Origin of the sequence: Streptomyces sp. NPDC096339 (genome assembly GCF_044762985.1) — a bacterium.
Lineage (GTDB): Bacteria > Actinomycetota > Actinomycetes > Streptomycetales > Streptomycetaceae > Streptomyces.
Genome location: NZ_JBIWFI010000011.1, coordinates 181,733 through 196,610, shown reverse-complemented (window position 1 = coordinate 196,610; position 14,878 = coordinate 181,733). Strand labels below are relative to the sequence as shown.

The following is a 14,878-nucleotide window of genomic DNA, read 5'->3' as shown; positions in this document are numbered from 1 at the left end:
CGGGCCGGGCATGCCGGGCGCGCCCGAGGCGCCCGGCGGACCGGGCCGACGCGGTGGCGTCACATGGGCCTGCCGAACATCTGGACGGCTCGGTCGCCGGAGACTCCGACGCCCGTCTCGGTGAAGTTGCAGTTCACGATGTTGCCCTTGTGGCCGCTGCTGTTCATCCATCCGACGACGTGGGCCTTGGAGTCGGGGTAGCCCGGGCCGGAGACGTTCTCGGCCCAGGCGCTCCAGTTGTAGCCGACCCGGTCGAGCCGGGTCTCCTCGTTGGAGCCGTCGGAGCCTGTGTGGCCGGTGAGGTTGTTCTTGGCCATGTCCTCGGCGTGGGCCTGCGCGGCCTGGGTGAGCTGGGCGTTCACGGTCAGCGGCTCGCAGCCGGCCTTGACCCGCTCCGCATTGACCAGCTGGACGATCTCGTCGGCGTTCGAGTCCCGCACGGTGTCGGGCACGGCCGCGACGGCCACGCCCGCCGCGGCCCCGCTGAACAGCAGCGATGCCGCACAGGCGGCCACGGTCAGACGGCGGACGCGGTGGGTTGAGGTGCTCATGTGGTGTCCCCTCGGCGGTACGGCCCGGAGGTTCCTGCCCCTCCCGCCCCCGGGTTCCGCACTTCCGAGTCTGGCCGCGCCGCCCGCCGCCCGCACCAGGGGCTGGTCAGAGCGCGGCGGCCGCTGCCCGCCGCGTCGTGGCGATGGTGGCGGAGCCGACCACGCGCGTGCCGTCGTAGAGCACGATCGCCTGGCCGGGGGCCACGCCGCGGACCGGCTCGGTGAAGGAGACGCGCAGCTCGCCGTCGACGAGCTCGGCGAAGACCTCGGCCTCGCCGCCGTGGGCGCGCAGCTGGGCGGTGTACGTGCCCGGGGCGGCGGCCGTGGAGCCGCACCAGCGGGGGCGGATCGCGGTCAGGGCGATGACGTCGAGGGCCTCGGCGGGGCCGACGGTGACGGTGTTGTTCACCGGGGAGATGTCGAGGACGTAGCGCGGCTTGCCGTCGGGGGCCGGGTGGCCGATGCGCAGGCCCTTGCGCTGGCCGATGGTGAAGCCGTACGCCCCGTCGTGGGTGCCGACCTTCTCGCCGGTCGCCTCGTCGACGATGTCGCCCTCGGCCTTGCCGAGGCGCTTCGCGAGGAAGCCCTGGGTGTCGCCGTCGGCGATGAAGCAGATGTCGTGGCTGTCGGGCTTCTTCGCGACGGCCAGACCGCGGCGCTCGGCCTCGGCCCGGATCTCGTCCTTCGTGGTGATCGTGTCACCGAGCGGGAAGAGGGCGTGGGCCAGCTGCTTCTCGTCGAGGACGCCGAGGACGTACGACTGGTCCTTGGCCATGTCGGAGGCGCGGTGCATCTCGCGCGTGCCGTCCTCCTTCTCCACGATGGTCGCGTAGTGGCCGGTGCAGACGGCGTCGAAGCCGAGGGCGAGGGCCTTGTCGAGCAGCGCCGCGAACTTGATCTTCTCGTTGCAGCGCAGGCAGGGGTTCGGGGTGCGTCCGGCCTCGTACTCGGAGACGAAGTCCTCCACCACGTCCTCGCGGAAGCGCTCGGCGAGGTCCCAGCAGTAGAAGGGGATGCCGATGACGTCGGCCGCGCGGCGGGCGTCGCGGGAGTCCTCGATGGTGCAGCAGCCCCGGGCGCCGGTCCGGAAGGACTGCGGGTTCGCGGAGAGCGCCAGGTGGACGCCGGTCACGTCGTGCCCGGCTTCGACCGCGCGGGCGGCGGCGACGGCGGAGTCCACTCCGCCGGACATGGCGGCCAGGACGCGAAGGGGGCGGGCGGTGCGCGGCAGGTTCTCAGTCATAGCACCGTCCAGGGTACGGGGAACCGCAAGGGGTCACAGCGCGTTATCGGCTGTGGGGGGTGGATCACATGGGGAAGCAGGCGAACGGCGAGGGGAAGAAGCCGCCGGGCAGGAGCCGGACCCGCAGGGCGGTGCTGTTCGGGGGGCTCGGGATCTTCACGGTGGCGGCGATCGCCGGGCGGGACGAGATCCGCCGGGGCTGGTGGCTGGTGCCCGGTGTGGCCAAGCCGCGCAAGGAGGGCGAGCTGGACCACGCGGGCGCGAGCTGGACGGCGGCCTCGCCGGCGAACTGGCGGTTGGCGGACCGGCCGGACGACTACCGGGTGGACCGGATCGTCGTGCACGTCACCCAGGGCGGCTTCGAGTCCTCGGTGGACGCCTTCAAGAACCCTTGGCACAAGGCGTCGGCACACTACATCGTGCGCGGGGACGGTCATGTGGAGCAGATGGTGCGGGAGCTCGACGTGGCCTTCCACTCGGGCAGCCGCTCGATGAACGAGCGCAGCGTCGGGATCGAGCACGTGGGCTACGTGGACCGGCCCAAGGACTTCACGGACACGATGTACGCGGCATCGGCCGTACTGGCGGCGGACGTCTGCCGCCGCTACGGCATACCCGCGGACCGCAAGCACATCCTGGGGCACTCCGAGGTCCCGGGCGCCGACCACACGGATCCCGGCCCGCACTGGGACTGGGACAGGTACATCGCCCTCGTGCGGTCGCACCTGTCGTCATAGGGCCCGGGGGCTCAGCTGAGGCCCGCCGTGCGGGCGCGTTCCACGGCCGGGCCGATGGCCGCGGCCAGGGCCGCCACGTCCTCCTTGGTGGAGGTGTGCCCCAGGGAGAAGCGCAGGGTGCCGCGGGCCAGCTTCGGGTCGGTGCCGGTGGCCAGCAGGACGTGGCTGGGCTGGGCCACACCGGCGGTGCAGGCCGATCCGGTGGAGCACTCGATGCCCTGGGCGTCGAGCAGCAGGAGCAGGGAGTCGCCCTCGCAGCCGGGGAAGCTGAAGTGGGCGTTGGCCGGGAGCCGGTCGTCGGGGTCGCCCCCGAGGACGGCGTCCGGCACGGCCGCGCGGACGGCGGCGACGAGTTCGTCGCGCAGGGCGCCGATCTCGGCGGCGAACCGCTCGCGCCGTTCCGCGGCCAGTACGGCCGCCACCGCGAAGGAGGCGATGGCCGGCACGTCGAGGGTCCCGGAGCGCACGTGCCGCTCCTGGCCGCCGCCGTGCAGGACGGGTACGGGCGTCTGGTCGCGGCCGAGGAGCAGGGCGCCGATGCCGTAGGGGCCGCCGACCTTGTGGCCGCTGACGGTCATCGCGGCGAGGCCGCTGTCGCCGAAGCGGACGTCGAGCTGCCCGAAGGCCTGGACGGCGTCGGAGTGCAGTGGGATCCCGTACTCGCCCGCGACGTCGGCCAGTTCACGGACCGGCATGACGGTGCCGATCTCGTTGTTGGCCCACATGACCGTGGCGAGGGCCACGTCCTCGGGGTTGCGCTCGACGGCTTCGCGGAAGGCCTCGGGGTGCACGCGGCCGTAGTGGTCCACGGGCAGGTACTCGACCTGCGCGCCCTCGTGCTCGGCGAGCCAGTGGACGGCGTCGAGCACGGCGTGGTGCTCGACGGGGCTGGCGAGGACCCGGGTGCGGGCGGGGTCGGCGTCGCGCCGGGCCCAGTACAGGCCCTTGACGGCGAGGTTGTCGGCCTCCGTGCCGCCGGCGGTGAAGACCACCTCGCTCGGGCGCGCGCCGATCGCCTCGGCGAAGGCCTCGCGGGCCTCCTCGACGGTGCGGCGGGCCCGGCGGCCGGCGGCGTGGAGGGAGGACGCGTTCCCCGTCGCGGAGAACTGCGCGGTCATCGCCGCGGCGGCCTCCGGCAGCATGGGGGTGGTTGCGGCGTGGTCGAGGTAGGCCATGATCCCCCGATTCTACGAGTCGCGTCCGGTGCGCTTGCCCCCCGGCGGGACCTTGGCTCTCCCCGGCGGGGGCCTTCGCTCTCCCGGGCCGGGGCCTTGGCTCTCCCGGGCGGGGGGCTTGCGCGTGGGCGGGCGACTGCGCGGGTGGGGCCGCTGCGCGGAGCCGGTCCCCGCCCCGCCCTTTCTCCATCCCCCAGACTCCGTCCGGGGGGGACCCCAGCCGGGACTCCACCCCGAACCCCGGTCCTCAAACGCCGGACGGGCTGAGAGGACCCGGGGCTCCGCCCCGGACCCCGCGCCTCAAACGCCGGCGGGGCTGGTTTACCCGGCGGAGGCCGGGACTGGATTTGCCCGGCGGAGGCCGGGTCAGGACTGGCGGGGGGCGCGGGCCAGTTGGCGGGACTGGGCCACCAGGTGGTTCGCGGAGTCCCAGACCTCGGCGTCCTCCTCCAGGAAGCCACCGGCCAGGTTCCGGGTGGTGATGGACACCCGGAGCGGGCCCGGAGCGGGGCGGCGGCGGATGTGGGTGGTGAGTTCCACCGTCGGGGCCCAGCCGATCAGGCCCAGGTCGAAGACGGTCGGCGGCAGCGCGTCGACCGCGAGGAGCATGGACAGCGGATCGGCGTCGCGGCCGTCGGCCAGCTCGAACCAGGCCCGCATCTCCCCCTTGCCCGAGGGCGCGCCGACGGCCCAGCCCGCGGTCGCCGGGTCCAGACGCAGCCGGAGCCGGTCGACGATCGCGGAGCTGCCGGGGATCGGGGCCGAGCCCGCCTCGGCGCCGAGGCAGTCCTCGTAGGCCGGCATCACGGGCGCGATGGCGGTGGTGCGGACGTCCTCGGGGAGCGAGGCGAGGTCACCGTAGGAGGCGAGGACGCGGATGCGCTCGACCTCGACGCCGTTCTCGTCGTACTGGAACAGCGAGGCCTGGCCGGTGGAGAGGGTGCGGCCGACCCGGACGACCTGCGTGCGGATCACCGCGGGGCCGGGCACCGAGGAGGTCAGGTAGTGCGCTGAGACGGTGAACGGGTCCGGGTGCGGGAGGGCCGCCGACAGGGCCCGGCCCACCAGGGCCAGCAGGTAGCCGCCGTTGACGGCGGTGATGATCGTCCAGCCGGCGGAGAGTTCCGCGTCGTACACCCCGGGCTCGTCCGCACGGGCGGTGACGGTGGTGTCGCGGTCGAACTCGCTGTCGCCGATGGTTGCCTTGGCAGCTGCATGTGACATGTAAACGACGGTACACCGGCTTGCTACTAAGCGGTAGCTTTGCGAGGTCCGGTTTGGTTACGGCTCTTCGGCCACGGACGAGCGTCGGTTCCAGGCCAGCGGAGCCCGCCAGTGGTAGTGCATCGCGAGGAGCCGCAGGACGAACGTGGTGACGATCGCCAGACCGGTGGTGAAGGCGTTGAGGGCGTCGAAGCGGATGCAGAGGGCGACCATCGAGGCCCCGACGACGGCGGGGACGGCGTACATCTCACGGTCGCGCAGCAGCGAGGGCACTTCGTTGACGAGCACGTCGCGCAGGACGCCGCCGCCGACGGCGGTCGCCACGCCCAGCGCGGCGGACGCGGTGAGGCCGAGGCCGAAGCCGTACGCCTTGGTCGTGCCCGTCACGCAGAACAGGCCGAGGCCGGCCGCGTCGAAGACGTTGATGGCCCGGTTGATCCGCTGGACCTCGGGATGCAGGAAGTAGACGATCCCGGCGGCGACGAGCGGGGTGATGAAGAAGCTGAGCTCGCCGAAGGCGGCCGGGGGAACGGCGCCGATGACCAGGTCGCGGAAGAGGCCACCGCCGAGCGCGGTGACCAGGGCGAGGACGGCGATGCCGAAGACGTCGAAGTTCTTGCGGACTGCGAGCAGGGCGCCGGCGGTGGCGAAGACGAAGATGCCGGCGAGGTCCAGGGCATGCTGGATCTCCGCCGGGAAGAGATCGTGGGGCACCGGGCCATTGTCGCCCGTCGGGGGACGCGTGGGGTTGCCGGGGCGCGGCGCGGGGCCGGCGGGGTCGGGCCGGCCGGCCCCGCCGGGTTTCGGGGGCTACTCCGAAATCGTGTCCACCGCGTCCGACGCTCCCGGCAGGGGCTTGTCGCCCGGGGCCTGGTCGGGGGCGTTCTCCGGGTGGTGGCAGGCCACCTGGTGGCCCGTCTTCAGGGCCACCAGCGGCGGCTCCTTCGTCGTGCAGATCTCCGTCGCCTTCCAGCACCGCGTGTGGAAGCGGCAGCCGCTCGGCGGCGAGATCGGCGACGGCACGTCACCCTTGAGCAGGATCCGGCCGCTCTTCGCGCCGCGCCGGCGCGGGTCCGGGACCGGCACCGCCGACATCAGGGCCGTCGTGTACGGGTGCATCGGCGCGTCGTACAGCGACTTGTTGTCGGCCAGCTCGACGATCTTGCCGAGGTACATCACCGCGATGCGGTCCGACACGTGCCGGATGACCGACAGGTCGTGCGCGATGATCACGTACGTGAGGCCGAGCTCCTCCTGGAGGTCGTCCAGCAGGTTGACCACCTGGGCCTGGATGGAGACGTCCAGCGCCGAGACGGGCTCGTCCGCCACCACCAGCTTCGGCTTGAGCGCGAGCGCCCGCGCGATGCCGATGCGCTGCCGCTGGCCGCCGGAGAACTCGTGCGGGTATCGGTTGTAGTGCTCCGGGTTGAGGCCCACCAGGGACAGCAGCCGCTGGACCTCGGCCTTCAGGCCGCCCTCCGGGGTGACCCCCTGGAGCTTGAACGGCGCGCTGATGATGGTGCCCACCGTGTGGCGCGGGTTCAGCGAGCCGTACGGGTCCTGGAAGATCATCTGCACGTCGCGGCGCATCGGGCGCATGCCCGCCACGCCCAGGTGCGTGATGTCCTTGCCCTCGAACTCGACGGTACCGCCGGTCGGTTCGAGCAGCCGCGTGATCAGCCGGCCCATGGTGGACTTGCCGCAGCCGGACTCGCCCACGACCCCGAGGGTCTCCCCGCGCCGGACGTCGAAGTCGATGCCGTCGACGGCCTTGACCGCGCCGGCCTGCCTGCGCAGCAGTCCCTTGGTGATCGGGAAGTGCTTCGTCAGCCCGGTGACCTTGAGGAGTACATCGGGAGCGGCGACGGCGTCGGGAGAGCCGGTGGCCTGCGCCGGGATGGACGCGGTGGCCGTCTTCTTCTTGTCAGGCGTGTCGGTCACAGCTTCGGCGCAATCTCTTCGGTCCAGATCCGGGTCCGCTCCTCCGCCGACATGTGGCAGGCGGACCAGTGGCGGTTGCCGTCCTCCTCGACCAGCTCCGGCCGGACCGTGCGGGTCACGTTGCCCTTGGGTACGTCGGCGTACGGGCATCGGGGGTTGAAGGCGCAGCCGCTCGGGATGTTGATCAGGCTGGGCGGCGAGCCCTTGACCGGGATGAGGCGCTCGGTCTGCTCGCGGTCGATGCGCGGCATCGAGCCCAGCAGGCCCCAGGTGTACGGGTGACGGGGCTCGTAGAAGACCTTCTCGGCGGTGCCCCGCTCGACGCACCGGCCGCCGTACATCACGAGGAGTTCGTCGGCCATCTCGGCGACCACGCCGAGGTCGTGCGTGATCATGATGACCGCGGAGCCGAACTCCTTCTGCAGGTCCCGGATGAGGTCGAGGATCTGGGCCTGGACGGTGACGTCCAGGGCGGTCGTCGGCTCGTCCGCGATGAGCAGTTCGGGGTTGTTGACCAGCGCCATCGCGATCATCGCGCGCTGGCGCATGCCGCCGGAGAACTCGTGCGGGTAGTTGTCGACCCGCTTGTGCGGCTCGGGGATGCCCACGCGGTCGAGGAGCTCGACCGCCCGCGTGCGGGCGACCTTCTTGTCGACCTTGTTGTGCACCCGGTAGGCCTCGGCGATCTGCTTGCCGATGGTGAAGTACGGGTGCATCGCGGACAGCGGGTCCTGGAAGATCATCGCGATCTCCCGGCCGCGCAGCCTGCGCACCTCGTCCTCGTCGGCGGAGAGCAGCTCCTTGCCGTTGAGCCAGATCTCTCCGGAGATCCGGGCCCGCTGGCGGCCGTACTGGCCCACGCGGTGCAGGCCCATGATGCCCAGCGAGGTGACGGACTTGCCGGAGCCGGACTCGCCCACGATGCCGAGGGTCTTGCCCTTCTCCAGCGAGAAGGAGAGTCCGTCGACCGACTTGACCAGGCCGTCCTCGGTCGGGAAGTGCACCTTGAGGTCGCGGACCTCGAGGAAGGAGCCGGAGGGCTCCCCCGGGCCGCCGACGGGCTCGTTGAGAGCTCCGGTCTTGGTCAGTTCGGTCATGACAGCCTCACTCGGGGGTCGATCACCGCGTACATGAGGTCAACGATGAGGTTCGCCGCGACGACGAAGAAGGCGGAGATCAGGGTGATGCCGAGGATGACCGGCAGGTCGTGGTCGCTGATGGCGCGGACGGCGCTGTAGCCGAGGCCGTGCAGCGAGAACGTGGACTCGGTGAGCACCGCGCCGCCCATCAGGGCGCCGAGGTCCAGGCCGAGGACGGTCAGGATCGGGGTCATCGTCGAGCGCATGGCGTGCTTGCCGATGACGACCGGTTCCGTCAGGCCCTTGGCGCGGGCCGTGCGGATGTAGTCCTCGTTGAGGACTTCGAGCATGGTGGCGCGGGTGAGGCGCGCGTACATCGCCGCGTAGAGGAAGGCGAGCGAGACCCACGGCAGGACCATGCCGTTGAACCACTTGCCGGGATCCTCGGCGAAGGTCGCCTCGGGCCTGCCGAACCAGCCGAGCTGGTCGGAGAAGAAGGCGATGAAGAGCATGCCCGTGAAGTAGATGGGGAGGGAGACGCCCGCGAGGGCGACGCCCATCGCCGAACGGTCCAGGACCGTACCGCGCTTGAGGGCGGAGAGGACGCCGGTGGCGACACCGCCGATGACCCAGATGACGACGGCGCCGGCGGCGAGGGAGAGGGTGACCGGCAGCCAGTCCAGCAGCAGCGGCCAGACCTCCTGCTCGGTCTTGAAGGAGTAGCCGAAGCAGGGCGCGGCGCATTGCGTGACGTCGGAGCCGTTGGCGTACGTACGACCCGCCACCAGCCCGACGACGAACTTGCCGAACTGGACGAGGATCGGGTCGTTGAGACCCATCTTCTGCCGGATGCCCTCGATCGCGGCGGGGTCGGACTGCTTCCCGACGAAGTACAGAGCCGGATCGGTCCCGATCAGCTTCGGGAAGAGGAAGAAGATTCCGAAGGTCACCAGCGTGATGACCAACAGCATGACGATGACGGCGAAGATCCGTCGGGTGAGATATGCAAGCACTGCGCTCGGCCTGGCTGCGGCCCGGGGGCGCCCTCTTCTGGAGAGCGCCCCCAAGCCGTAACCGCGGCCATCACCTGCCCTTCGTGCCTAGCGGGTGTGGCACTGGAACACTGGAAACTGGAACTGAGCCTGGTCTGACGGGTGTTACTTGGTGACGCCGAGGGACGCGTAGTCGTAGCGACCGTTGTAGGCGTCCGAGGTGTAGGCGTTCGTCAGCCGGGTGGAGCGCCAGGTGATCGTCTTGTCGTAGACGAAGGGAAGGTAGACCGCGGCCTCGGAGACCTTCTGGTTCATCTGCTTGTAGATGTCGCCGGCCTTGGCCGGGTCGGTCTCCGCGATGGCGTCGTCGAACAGCTTGTTGACCGCCGGGTCGTTCAGCTCGGAGAAGTTGTTGTTACCGCTCTGCAGGATGAAGCGGCCGTCGACCAGCGGCTGGGAGAAGCCCTGACCGGTCGGGAAGTCGGCGCCCCAGCCCATGATGATGATGCCGTAGCCCTTCTCCTTGACCACCTTCGGCGAACCGATGATGCCGGAGGTCTGGGCGCCGTCGAACTGGTCGACGTCGGCCTCGATGCCGACCTGCTTCAGGGCGTTCTGCAGCGAGACGGCGGTCGCGACCTCGACCGGCTTGTTGTTGCGGACCGCGATCGTGGTCTTGAAGCCCGACTCCTTGCCACAGGCCTTCAGCGCGGCCTTGGCCTTCTCCGCGTCCGGCTTGCCGTCGTTCTTCAGGACACCGTACGGGTCGTACGTCGGGTCGGAGCCCTTGATGCCGGCCGGGAGCATGTTCGGGGCGATGTCGCCACCGGCCTGCGGGCCGCCGCGGGCGGTCTGCAGGGACTTGTGGTCGGCCGCGTAGATGACGGCCTTGCGGCACTCGACGTTGTCGAACGGCGCGACGGTGGTCGGCATGACGGCGTACCGGATGAAGCCGGTCTGGCCGTTGTCCAGGTTCTCCTTGTGGTCCTTCAGCGCGGTGGCGCGGGCCGCCTGGCCGATGCCGGTCGCGTTGATGTCCAGGTCGAACTCGCCGTTCATCAGGCGCTTGTCCATGTCGTCCGCGTTCGCCATGAACGTGACCGAGATGGAGTCCGGGAGCGCCTTGCGGATGGTGTCCGACTCGGGCTTCCACTTGTCGTTGCGCGAGAGCTTCATGCTCTTGTTGGGCTCGTACGAGTCGATCTTGTACGGGCCGTTGGAGAAGGGCTTCAGGCCGTACTTGGCCGCCGTGTCCTTCTCCTGCTTGACCGGGCTCGCCGCGGGCATGGCCAGCATCTGCTCGAAGTCACCGTTGGGCGCCGGGAGCTTGAAGATGATGGTCTTCGCGTCCGGGGTCTCGATCGCCTTGAGGCCGAGCTTGTCCGGGGCGGTGTCCTTGTACGGGCCCTGGTACTCGGTCTTCGGGTCGAGGACCTGCATCAGGTAGACCGGGCCGCCGGAGATGACGTCCTGGGCCCAGGTGCGCTCGATGCCGTACTTGACGTCCTGGGCGGTGACGGGGGTGCCGTCCTCCCAGGTCACGTTGTCCTTGAGGGTGTACTTGTAGGTCTTGCCGCCGTCGCTGATCTCGGCCTTCGCGGTGGCGAGGTCGGGCACCAGCTCGGTGCTCTGCTCACCCGGGGCCGCCTTGTAGCTGACCAGCTGACGCGCGTAGTAGCGGGAGAAGTCCCACATGAAGCCGTAGTAACCACGCTGCGGGTCCCACGAGTCGGCTTCCTGGGTACCGACGAACTTGAGCTCGCCGCCCTTCTTGTCCGACGCGTTGGCGATCTTGCCTATGCCCGCGTTGAATCCTGCGGCGCCGGCGGGCTTGTCGTCCTTCTTGTCGCTGCCGCCACAGGCGGTGGCGGTGAGCATGGCCGCGAGCACGACGGCCGTGCCAGCGGCAAGCCTGCGCTTCGACGTGCGATGGGTAGTCACGATGCTCGCAACCCTCCGTTGTAGTTCCGGTGTACTGGTTACTTACGGCTCGAAACTCGAAGCCGGGATCTGGTGTGCGCCCTGCGGCTGCTAGCGGGAACCCTTCGGGTCGAGGGCGTCGCGGACGCCGTCGCCGAAGAGGTTGAAGGCCAGCACGGTGATGAAGATCGCTACGCCGGGGAAGATCATGAAGAGCGGATCGTCCTCGTAGGTCCGCACTGCCGTGGAGAGGGTCTCTCCCCAGGACGGCGTGGGCGGCTTGACGCCGACTCCGAGGAAGCTCAGGGCGGCCTCGGTCAGCACGTTGGTGGGGATCATCAGCGTCGAGTAGACGGTGATGGGCGCCACCAGGTTCGGAAGCAGTTCGCGGAAGAGGATGTACGCGCGGCCGGCGCCGAGGCTCCGGGCCGCTTCGACGTACTCGCGTTCGCGCAGCGACAGGGTCTGCCCGCGGACGATGCGGCCGATGTACGGCCACCCGAAGAAGCCGATGACGAGCACCAGCACCGCGATGCGCAGGCCCGATCCCTCGAAGCCCCACAGCTTGCTGGGGACCACCGAGATCAGCGCGATGATGAAGAGCAGCTGCGGGAAGGCCAGCAGCAGGTCCATGACGCGGCTGATGGCCGCGTCGACCCAACCGCCGAAGTATCCGGCGATGACGCCGAAGACGGTGCCCAGCGAGACCGCCACGAAGGCGGACAGAAAGGCCACCAGCAGCGAGATCCGGGCGCCGTAGACGATCCGGCTGAACACGTCGCGGCCGTTGACCGGCTCGATGCCCAGCAGGAAGTCGCCGTTCATGCCGCCCCAGTCGCCGGCCGGCAAGCCGAGCAGCGGGTCCAGCAGGTCCTCGTGCAGCTCCTCCGGCGGGTGGCCGAAGGCCTTGACGATCAGCGGCGCGAAGATCGCGACGAGGATCAGCAGGAGCACGACGACACCGCCGGCCAGGGCGACCTTGTCGCGCTTGAGGCGCAGCCAGGCGATCCGCCACGGCGAGCGCCCCTCGATCGCCTTCTGCGGAACTTCCGGGGCGGCCACGGCTGCGGGCTCGGCCGCGCTGGTGTCGTGCAGTGGTGCCGTCATCGTGGTGGGGACCCCTCTCGGCCGACTGTGGCCGGCCCATGCCCGCCGCTGTGGCGGCTTGGTTCTTTCGGCGTCGCTGATGGTGCGATTGACGCGAAATGCGTCTGAAGTGCACGTGAAGAGCTGGTGGTTGCGGGACTGACCTGCCTTCGGTGGGGGGAGTCTTCAACGGCGTCTCGATCGGCCGCCAGACCCGTCGGGGATGTGATGCGCAACCGTGATCTGCGGCTACACCTTCCGTTATCCGAACGGCAAGGTCTGTTGAGCGGTGAAACTCCGCCCGTTCGACGCGGAACGGACATCCCACCCAACTGCCATTTCAGGCAAGGATCTTGGGCTGATTCGGCGGATATGGCGAAGGCCGCACCGATGTGATCGGTGCGGCCTTCGAGACGGATGTCTCAATATGCGGATGTCCGGAAGTGCAGGTTTCTACCCGTCAGTAAGCGGGTGCCTGGCCCTCGCGGTCGTAGAACGGGCGGGTCTGCGCGCGCAGCCACATCGCGACGGGGTCGTGCTCGTCCGCGAGCGCCACCGTGCACACGGGTACGCCCTCGGGCACGACGCCGACCGACTGGCGCATCATCTCCCGTACGGACTCCAGCGCGGGCGCGGAGGCGTCGTAGAGGTCGAGCCCCACCGCGAGGTACGGGGACCCGAGCGCGGGCTGCACCCAGGCGCGGCGCAGTGAGCGGACGGCGGGCGTCCGGTGGGCGTGCTGGGTCAGCAGCCCGTAGAACTGCGGCAGCTCGATGGCGGGCTCGGACATCCGCAGCGGGCCGGCCGGCATCCGGTCCAGGCCGGTGGCGATCCGGCGCAGGTCCGCCCACGGGATGCCGACGCCGCCGCCCTGGGCGTGCGGATTGAGCCACAGGCCCCAGCGGTCGGGATAGAGCGCGCGGGCGATGTCCCGGCCGGTGACGACCTCGTAGCCCCGGCCCCAGCCGCTGGCGGCCAGCTCCTGCGGGGAGGTCACGCAGGGCGCGTAACCCAGGCCCTCGACCTCCATGCCGCCGTACTGGGCGTCCGGTGAGCCCGGCTGCCCCTGCCACAGCAGCATCCACAGCCGGCCCTCGGCGAGGGCGTGCAGGAGCGACTCGTAGCTTTCGTAGCGCCCGGGAGTCACCTGGCGCAGCATGTGCTCGACCTGTCCGGCCGCGGCCGTGCCTGACGCACTCACCCGGTACCCCTCTTCGTCTCTTCTTCCGCCCGACGTCAACGCGAGAACAGCTTAAGCGGCCCTACGGGAGGTAGAAGGGGCGTACGCGCTCACGAATCCAGTCCGTGACCGGGTCCTCGGCCGCGTCCAGCAGGATCAACTGCACGGGCCAGGGCGGCGGTACGCGGGTCAGGGCCCGCCCGAGGGCGTCCATCGGGGCGTTCCGGGTCTCGGGCTCCCATCCCACCAGTCGGACACCGATGAACAGTTGCGGCTCGCCTCCCTCGATGCTCGCGAGGCAGCGGTGGGCGGCGGAGACCACCCCGGTCGCCCGGAACTCCTCCGCGGCGGCGGCCAGGAAGTCCACCGGGTCCTCCTGCCAGTCGGGCTCGTAGAGCCGGACCCGGCCGCCGGTGGTGGGACCGTCGAGGGGGGTCCGGCCGCTGCGGCAGAGCTCCGCGACGGCGGGCGGGGGGAGGGGGACGCCGACGGCGCCCTCGGGGTTGAGCGCGATGCCGAGCTGCGGGGGCAGGCCGCGGGCGAACTCGACGGCGGGGGCCACGGTGAAGTCCATGCCGGGGCCGACGCAGGCGAGGAACTGGGCCTCCGAGCTGTAGACCGGGACGTACGCGGCGCCGCCGATGTCCATGGTGGGCAGGGTCAGGCCCTCGGCGCCGCCCTGCTCGGCGCCGGCGCCGGCGGGCAGGGGCACCCACACCTGGCTCCGCCCGAGCACCTCCAGGATCCGCCCGCCGGCGTCCGGCTGCCCGAGCGCCGCCCCGAGCACCTGCTCCAGCTCATTACCCGGCCAGCCGCCGCCGCTGTGCATGTACGTGCCTCCGTGATCCCGCGTTTCGTCGCCCCGCAGGGTACCGGCCCGGTCCGACACGGCTCCGCCGGGGTCGAGCGTTCGTCTGCGGCGCCGCTCCGGGGCTCCGCCCCGGCGGCGTCAGCCGTGGAAGGCGATACGGGTCACCGCGGCGGCGGAGCGGCGGTCCAGGAGGGTGGCCGAGGCGCAGCCCGCCGGCGGGCGGCCGGCTTCCGCTTCGCGCAGGAGGCGGGCCACCGCGCCCCGGTGGCGGGCGAAGGCGTACGCCGAGACCCCGCGGCCCCGGGCCGCCTGCCCGGACAGGGCCTCCTCGGGGCTGGTGTCGAGCAGGAGGAGGTGCAGCGCGCGCCCCCGCCGCCGGGCCGCCGCCGCGAGGAGCCCCCGCACCCAGCTCTGCGTACCGCAGTCGTGGACGACGACGGAGCGCCCGGAGCGCAGGTGCCGCCACAGCCCCCAGTAGTGCGCGGCCCGCACCAGCGGCCGGTACACCGCGTACGGCAGAGCCCCCGGCATCCGGCGCTCCCAGCGCTCGCGGGTGTCCTGGGAGTCGATGGCGCCGCCCTCGGTCCCGCCCTCGGCCGCCGCCCGCTTGATCAGCGTGCTCTTGCCGCCCCCCGGCAGGCCCGACACGACCACGATGTCGCCCTCGGCGAAGCGGAGCCGCTGAGGGCCCCGCACGCCCGGTCCGCGCAGGTCCCGTACGGGCCCGGCCTCGTGCCCGCGCGCCCGGGCCGGAACACCGGCCCGCTGCGTCGGCACCGCACCCACGGTCCCCGCGGCCGCCGCCGCACCTACGAATCTCCGCACAGTGCTCGCCTCCCCCGAATCGGGTCACCAGGACCCTTGCCCACTGAGTGTAAAGAGACGGTAATCCGGCAGCTTCGGTTCCGGTCCACGCCCCGGTCCACGCTCCGGGACGGG

General features: G+C 71.0%; 14 protein-coding genes. 1 reads left to right on the top strand and 13 read right to left on the bottom strand.

The genetic code is table 11. From position 1 onward, the window contains the following. Positions 1-59: 59 nt before the first annotated feature. Entirely contained in the window at positions 60-551 is a 492-nt protein-coding gene (locus ACIQ5Y_RS17515; protein ID WP_403880605.1) for a CAP domain-containing protein, read from the bottom strand. A 106-nt stretch (positions 552-657) separates the two neighbouring features. Next, a complete protein-coding gene (gene mnmA, locus ACIQ5Y_RS17510) occupies positions 658-1,794 on the bottom strand; it encodes a tRNA 2-thiouridine(34) synthase MnmA (protein ID WP_403880603.1) in 1,137 nt (378 codons plus the stop codon). Between the two features lie 68 nt (positions 1,795-1,862). Here mnmA and ACIQ5Y_RS17505 point away from each other — a divergent pair, with 68 nt between their 5' ends. Beyond that, positions 1,863-2,531, top strand: a complete 669-nt coding sequence (locus ACIQ5Y_RS17505; protein WP_403880602.1) for an N-acetylmuramoyl-L-alanine amidase — start codon at positions 1,863-1,865, stop codon at positions 2,529-2,531. An 11-nt stretch (positions 2,532-2,542) separates the two neighbouring features. On the opposite strand, the gene ACIQ5Y_RS17500 is transcribed toward ACIQ5Y_RS17505, so the two are convergent. From ACIQ5Y_RS17500 to ACIQ5Y_RS17450, 11 genes are all read right to left on the bottom strand, one after another. Beyond that, positions 2,543-3,706, bottom strand: a complete 1,164-nt coding sequence (locus ACIQ5Y_RS17500) for a cysteine desulfurase family protein (RefSeq protein WP_403880601.1) — start codon at positions 3,704-3,706, stop codon at positions 2,543-2,545. Positions 3,707-4,072: 366 nt separating this feature from the next. Next, positions 4,073-4,930, bottom strand: a complete 858-nt coding sequence (locus ACIQ5Y_RS17495) for a thioesterase family protein (RefSeq protein ID WP_403880600.1) — start codon at positions 4,928-4,930, stop codon at positions 4,073-4,075. Between the two features lie 57 nt (positions 4,931-4,987). Continuing rightward, positions 4,988-5,644, bottom strand: a complete 657-nt coding sequence (locus ACIQ5Y_RS17490; RefSeq protein WP_403880599.1) for a trimeric intracellular cation channel family protein — start codon at positions 5,642-5,644, stop codon at positions 4,988-4,990. Between the two features lie 96 nt (positions 5,645-5,740). After that, the gene (locus ACIQ5Y_RS17485) at positions 5,741-6,871 is read right to left on the bottom strand and encodes an ABC transporter ATP-binding protein (protein ID WP_403880598.1); all 1,131 of its coding nucleotides are present in this window, start codon (positions 6,869-6,871) and stop codon (positions 5,741-5,743) included. Beyond that, positions 6,868-7,968 carry an ABC transporter ATP-binding protein gene (locus ACIQ5Y_RS17480; RefSeq protein ID WP_403880597.1) on the bottom strand — a complete coding sequence of 367 codons (1,101 nt, stop codon included), beginning with the start codon at positions 7,966-7,968 and terminating at the stop codon, positions 6,868-6,870. The genes ACIQ5Y_RS17485 and ACIQ5Y_RS17480 overlap by 4 nt, the downstream gene beginning before the upstream one ends. Next, positions 7,965-8,963 (bottom strand): ABC transporter permease, encoded by a 999-nt coding sequence (locus tag ACIQ5Y_RS17475; RefSeq protein WP_403880594.1) that lies wholly within the window; start codon positions 8,961-8,963, stop codon positions 7,965-7,967. The genes ACIQ5Y_RS17480 and ACIQ5Y_RS17475 overlap by 4 nt, the downstream gene beginning before the upstream one ends. 144 nt (positions 8,964-9,107) lie before the next feature. Beyond that, positions 9,108-10,883: an ABC transporter substrate-binding protein gene (locus ACIQ5Y_RS17470; RefSeq protein ID WP_403880592.1), complete on the bottom strand. Its 1,776-nt coding sequence runs from the start codon at positions 10,881-10,883 to the stop codon at positions 9,108-9,110. Between the two features lie 90 nt (positions 10,884-10,973). Continuing rightward, positions 10,974-11,969 (bottom strand): ABC transporter permease, encoded by a 996-nt coding sequence (locus ACIQ5Y_RS17465; RefSeq protein ID WP_403880590.1) that lies wholly within the window; start codon positions 11,967-11,969, stop codon positions 10,974-10,976. Between the two features lie 439 nt (positions 11,970-12,408). Continuing rightward, positions 12,409-13,149: an enhanced serine sensitivity protein SseB C-terminal domain-containing protein gene (locus ACIQ5Y_RS17460; protein ID WP_403880588.1), complete on the bottom strand. Its 741-nt coding sequence runs from the start codon at positions 13,147-13,149 to the stop codon at positions 12,409-12,411. A 61-nt stretch (positions 13,150-13,210) separates the two neighbouring features. Further along, positions 13,211-13,957 carry an enhanced serine sensitivity protein SseB gene (locus tag ACIQ5Y_RS17455; protein ID WP_403880586.1) on the bottom strand — a complete coding sequence of 249 codons (747 nt, stop codon included), beginning with the start codon at positions 13,955-13,957 and terminating at the stop codon, positions 13,211-13,213. 120 nt (positions 13,958-14,077) lie between these two features. After that, on the bottom strand, positions 14,078-14,725 hold the full coding sequence (locus ACIQ5Y_RS17450) for an AAA family ATPase (protein ID WP_403880647.1): 648 nt from the start codon (positions 14,723-14,725) through the stop codon (positions 14,078-14,080). Positions 14,726-14,878: the final 153 nt, after the last annotated feature.

Excerpts from the sequence above, each read along its gene's own strand:
- ACIQ5Y_RS17495 (WP_403880600.1), bottom strand. The coding sequence starts at position 4,930 with ATGTCACATGCAGCTGCCAAGGCAACCATCGGCGACAGCGAGTTCGAC.
- ACIQ5Y_RS17500 (WP_403880601.1), bottom strand. The coding sequence starts at position 3,706 with ATGGCCTACCTCGACCACGCCGCAACCACCCCCATGCTGCCGGAGGCC.
- ACIQ5Y_RS17505 (WP_403880602.1), top strand. The coding sequence starts at position 1,863 with ATGGGGAAGCAGGCGAACGGCGAGGGGAAGAAGCCGCCGGGCAGGAGC.
- ACIQ5Y_RS17480 (WP_403880597.1), bottom strand. The coding sequence starts at position 7,968 with ATGACCGAACTGACCAAGACCGGAGCTCTCAACGAGCCCGTCGGCGGC.
- ACIQ5Y_RS17455 (WP_403880586.1), bottom strand. The coding sequence starts at position 13,957 with ATGCACAGCGGCGGCGGCTGGCCGGGTAATGAGCTGGAGCAGGTGCTC.
- ACIQ5Y_RS17465 (WP_403880590.1), bottom strand. The coding sequence starts at position 11,969 with ATGACGGCACCACTGCACGACACCAGCGCGGCCGAGCCCGCAGCCGTG.
- mnmA (WP_403880603.1), bottom strand. The coding sequence starts at position 1,794 with ATGACTGAGAACCTGCCGCGCACCGCCCGCCCCCTTCGCGTCCTGGCC.
- ACIQ5Y_RS17515 (WP_403880605.1), bottom strand. The coding sequence starts at position 551 with ATGAGCACCTCAACCCACCGCGTCCGCCGTCTGACCGTGGCCGCCTGT.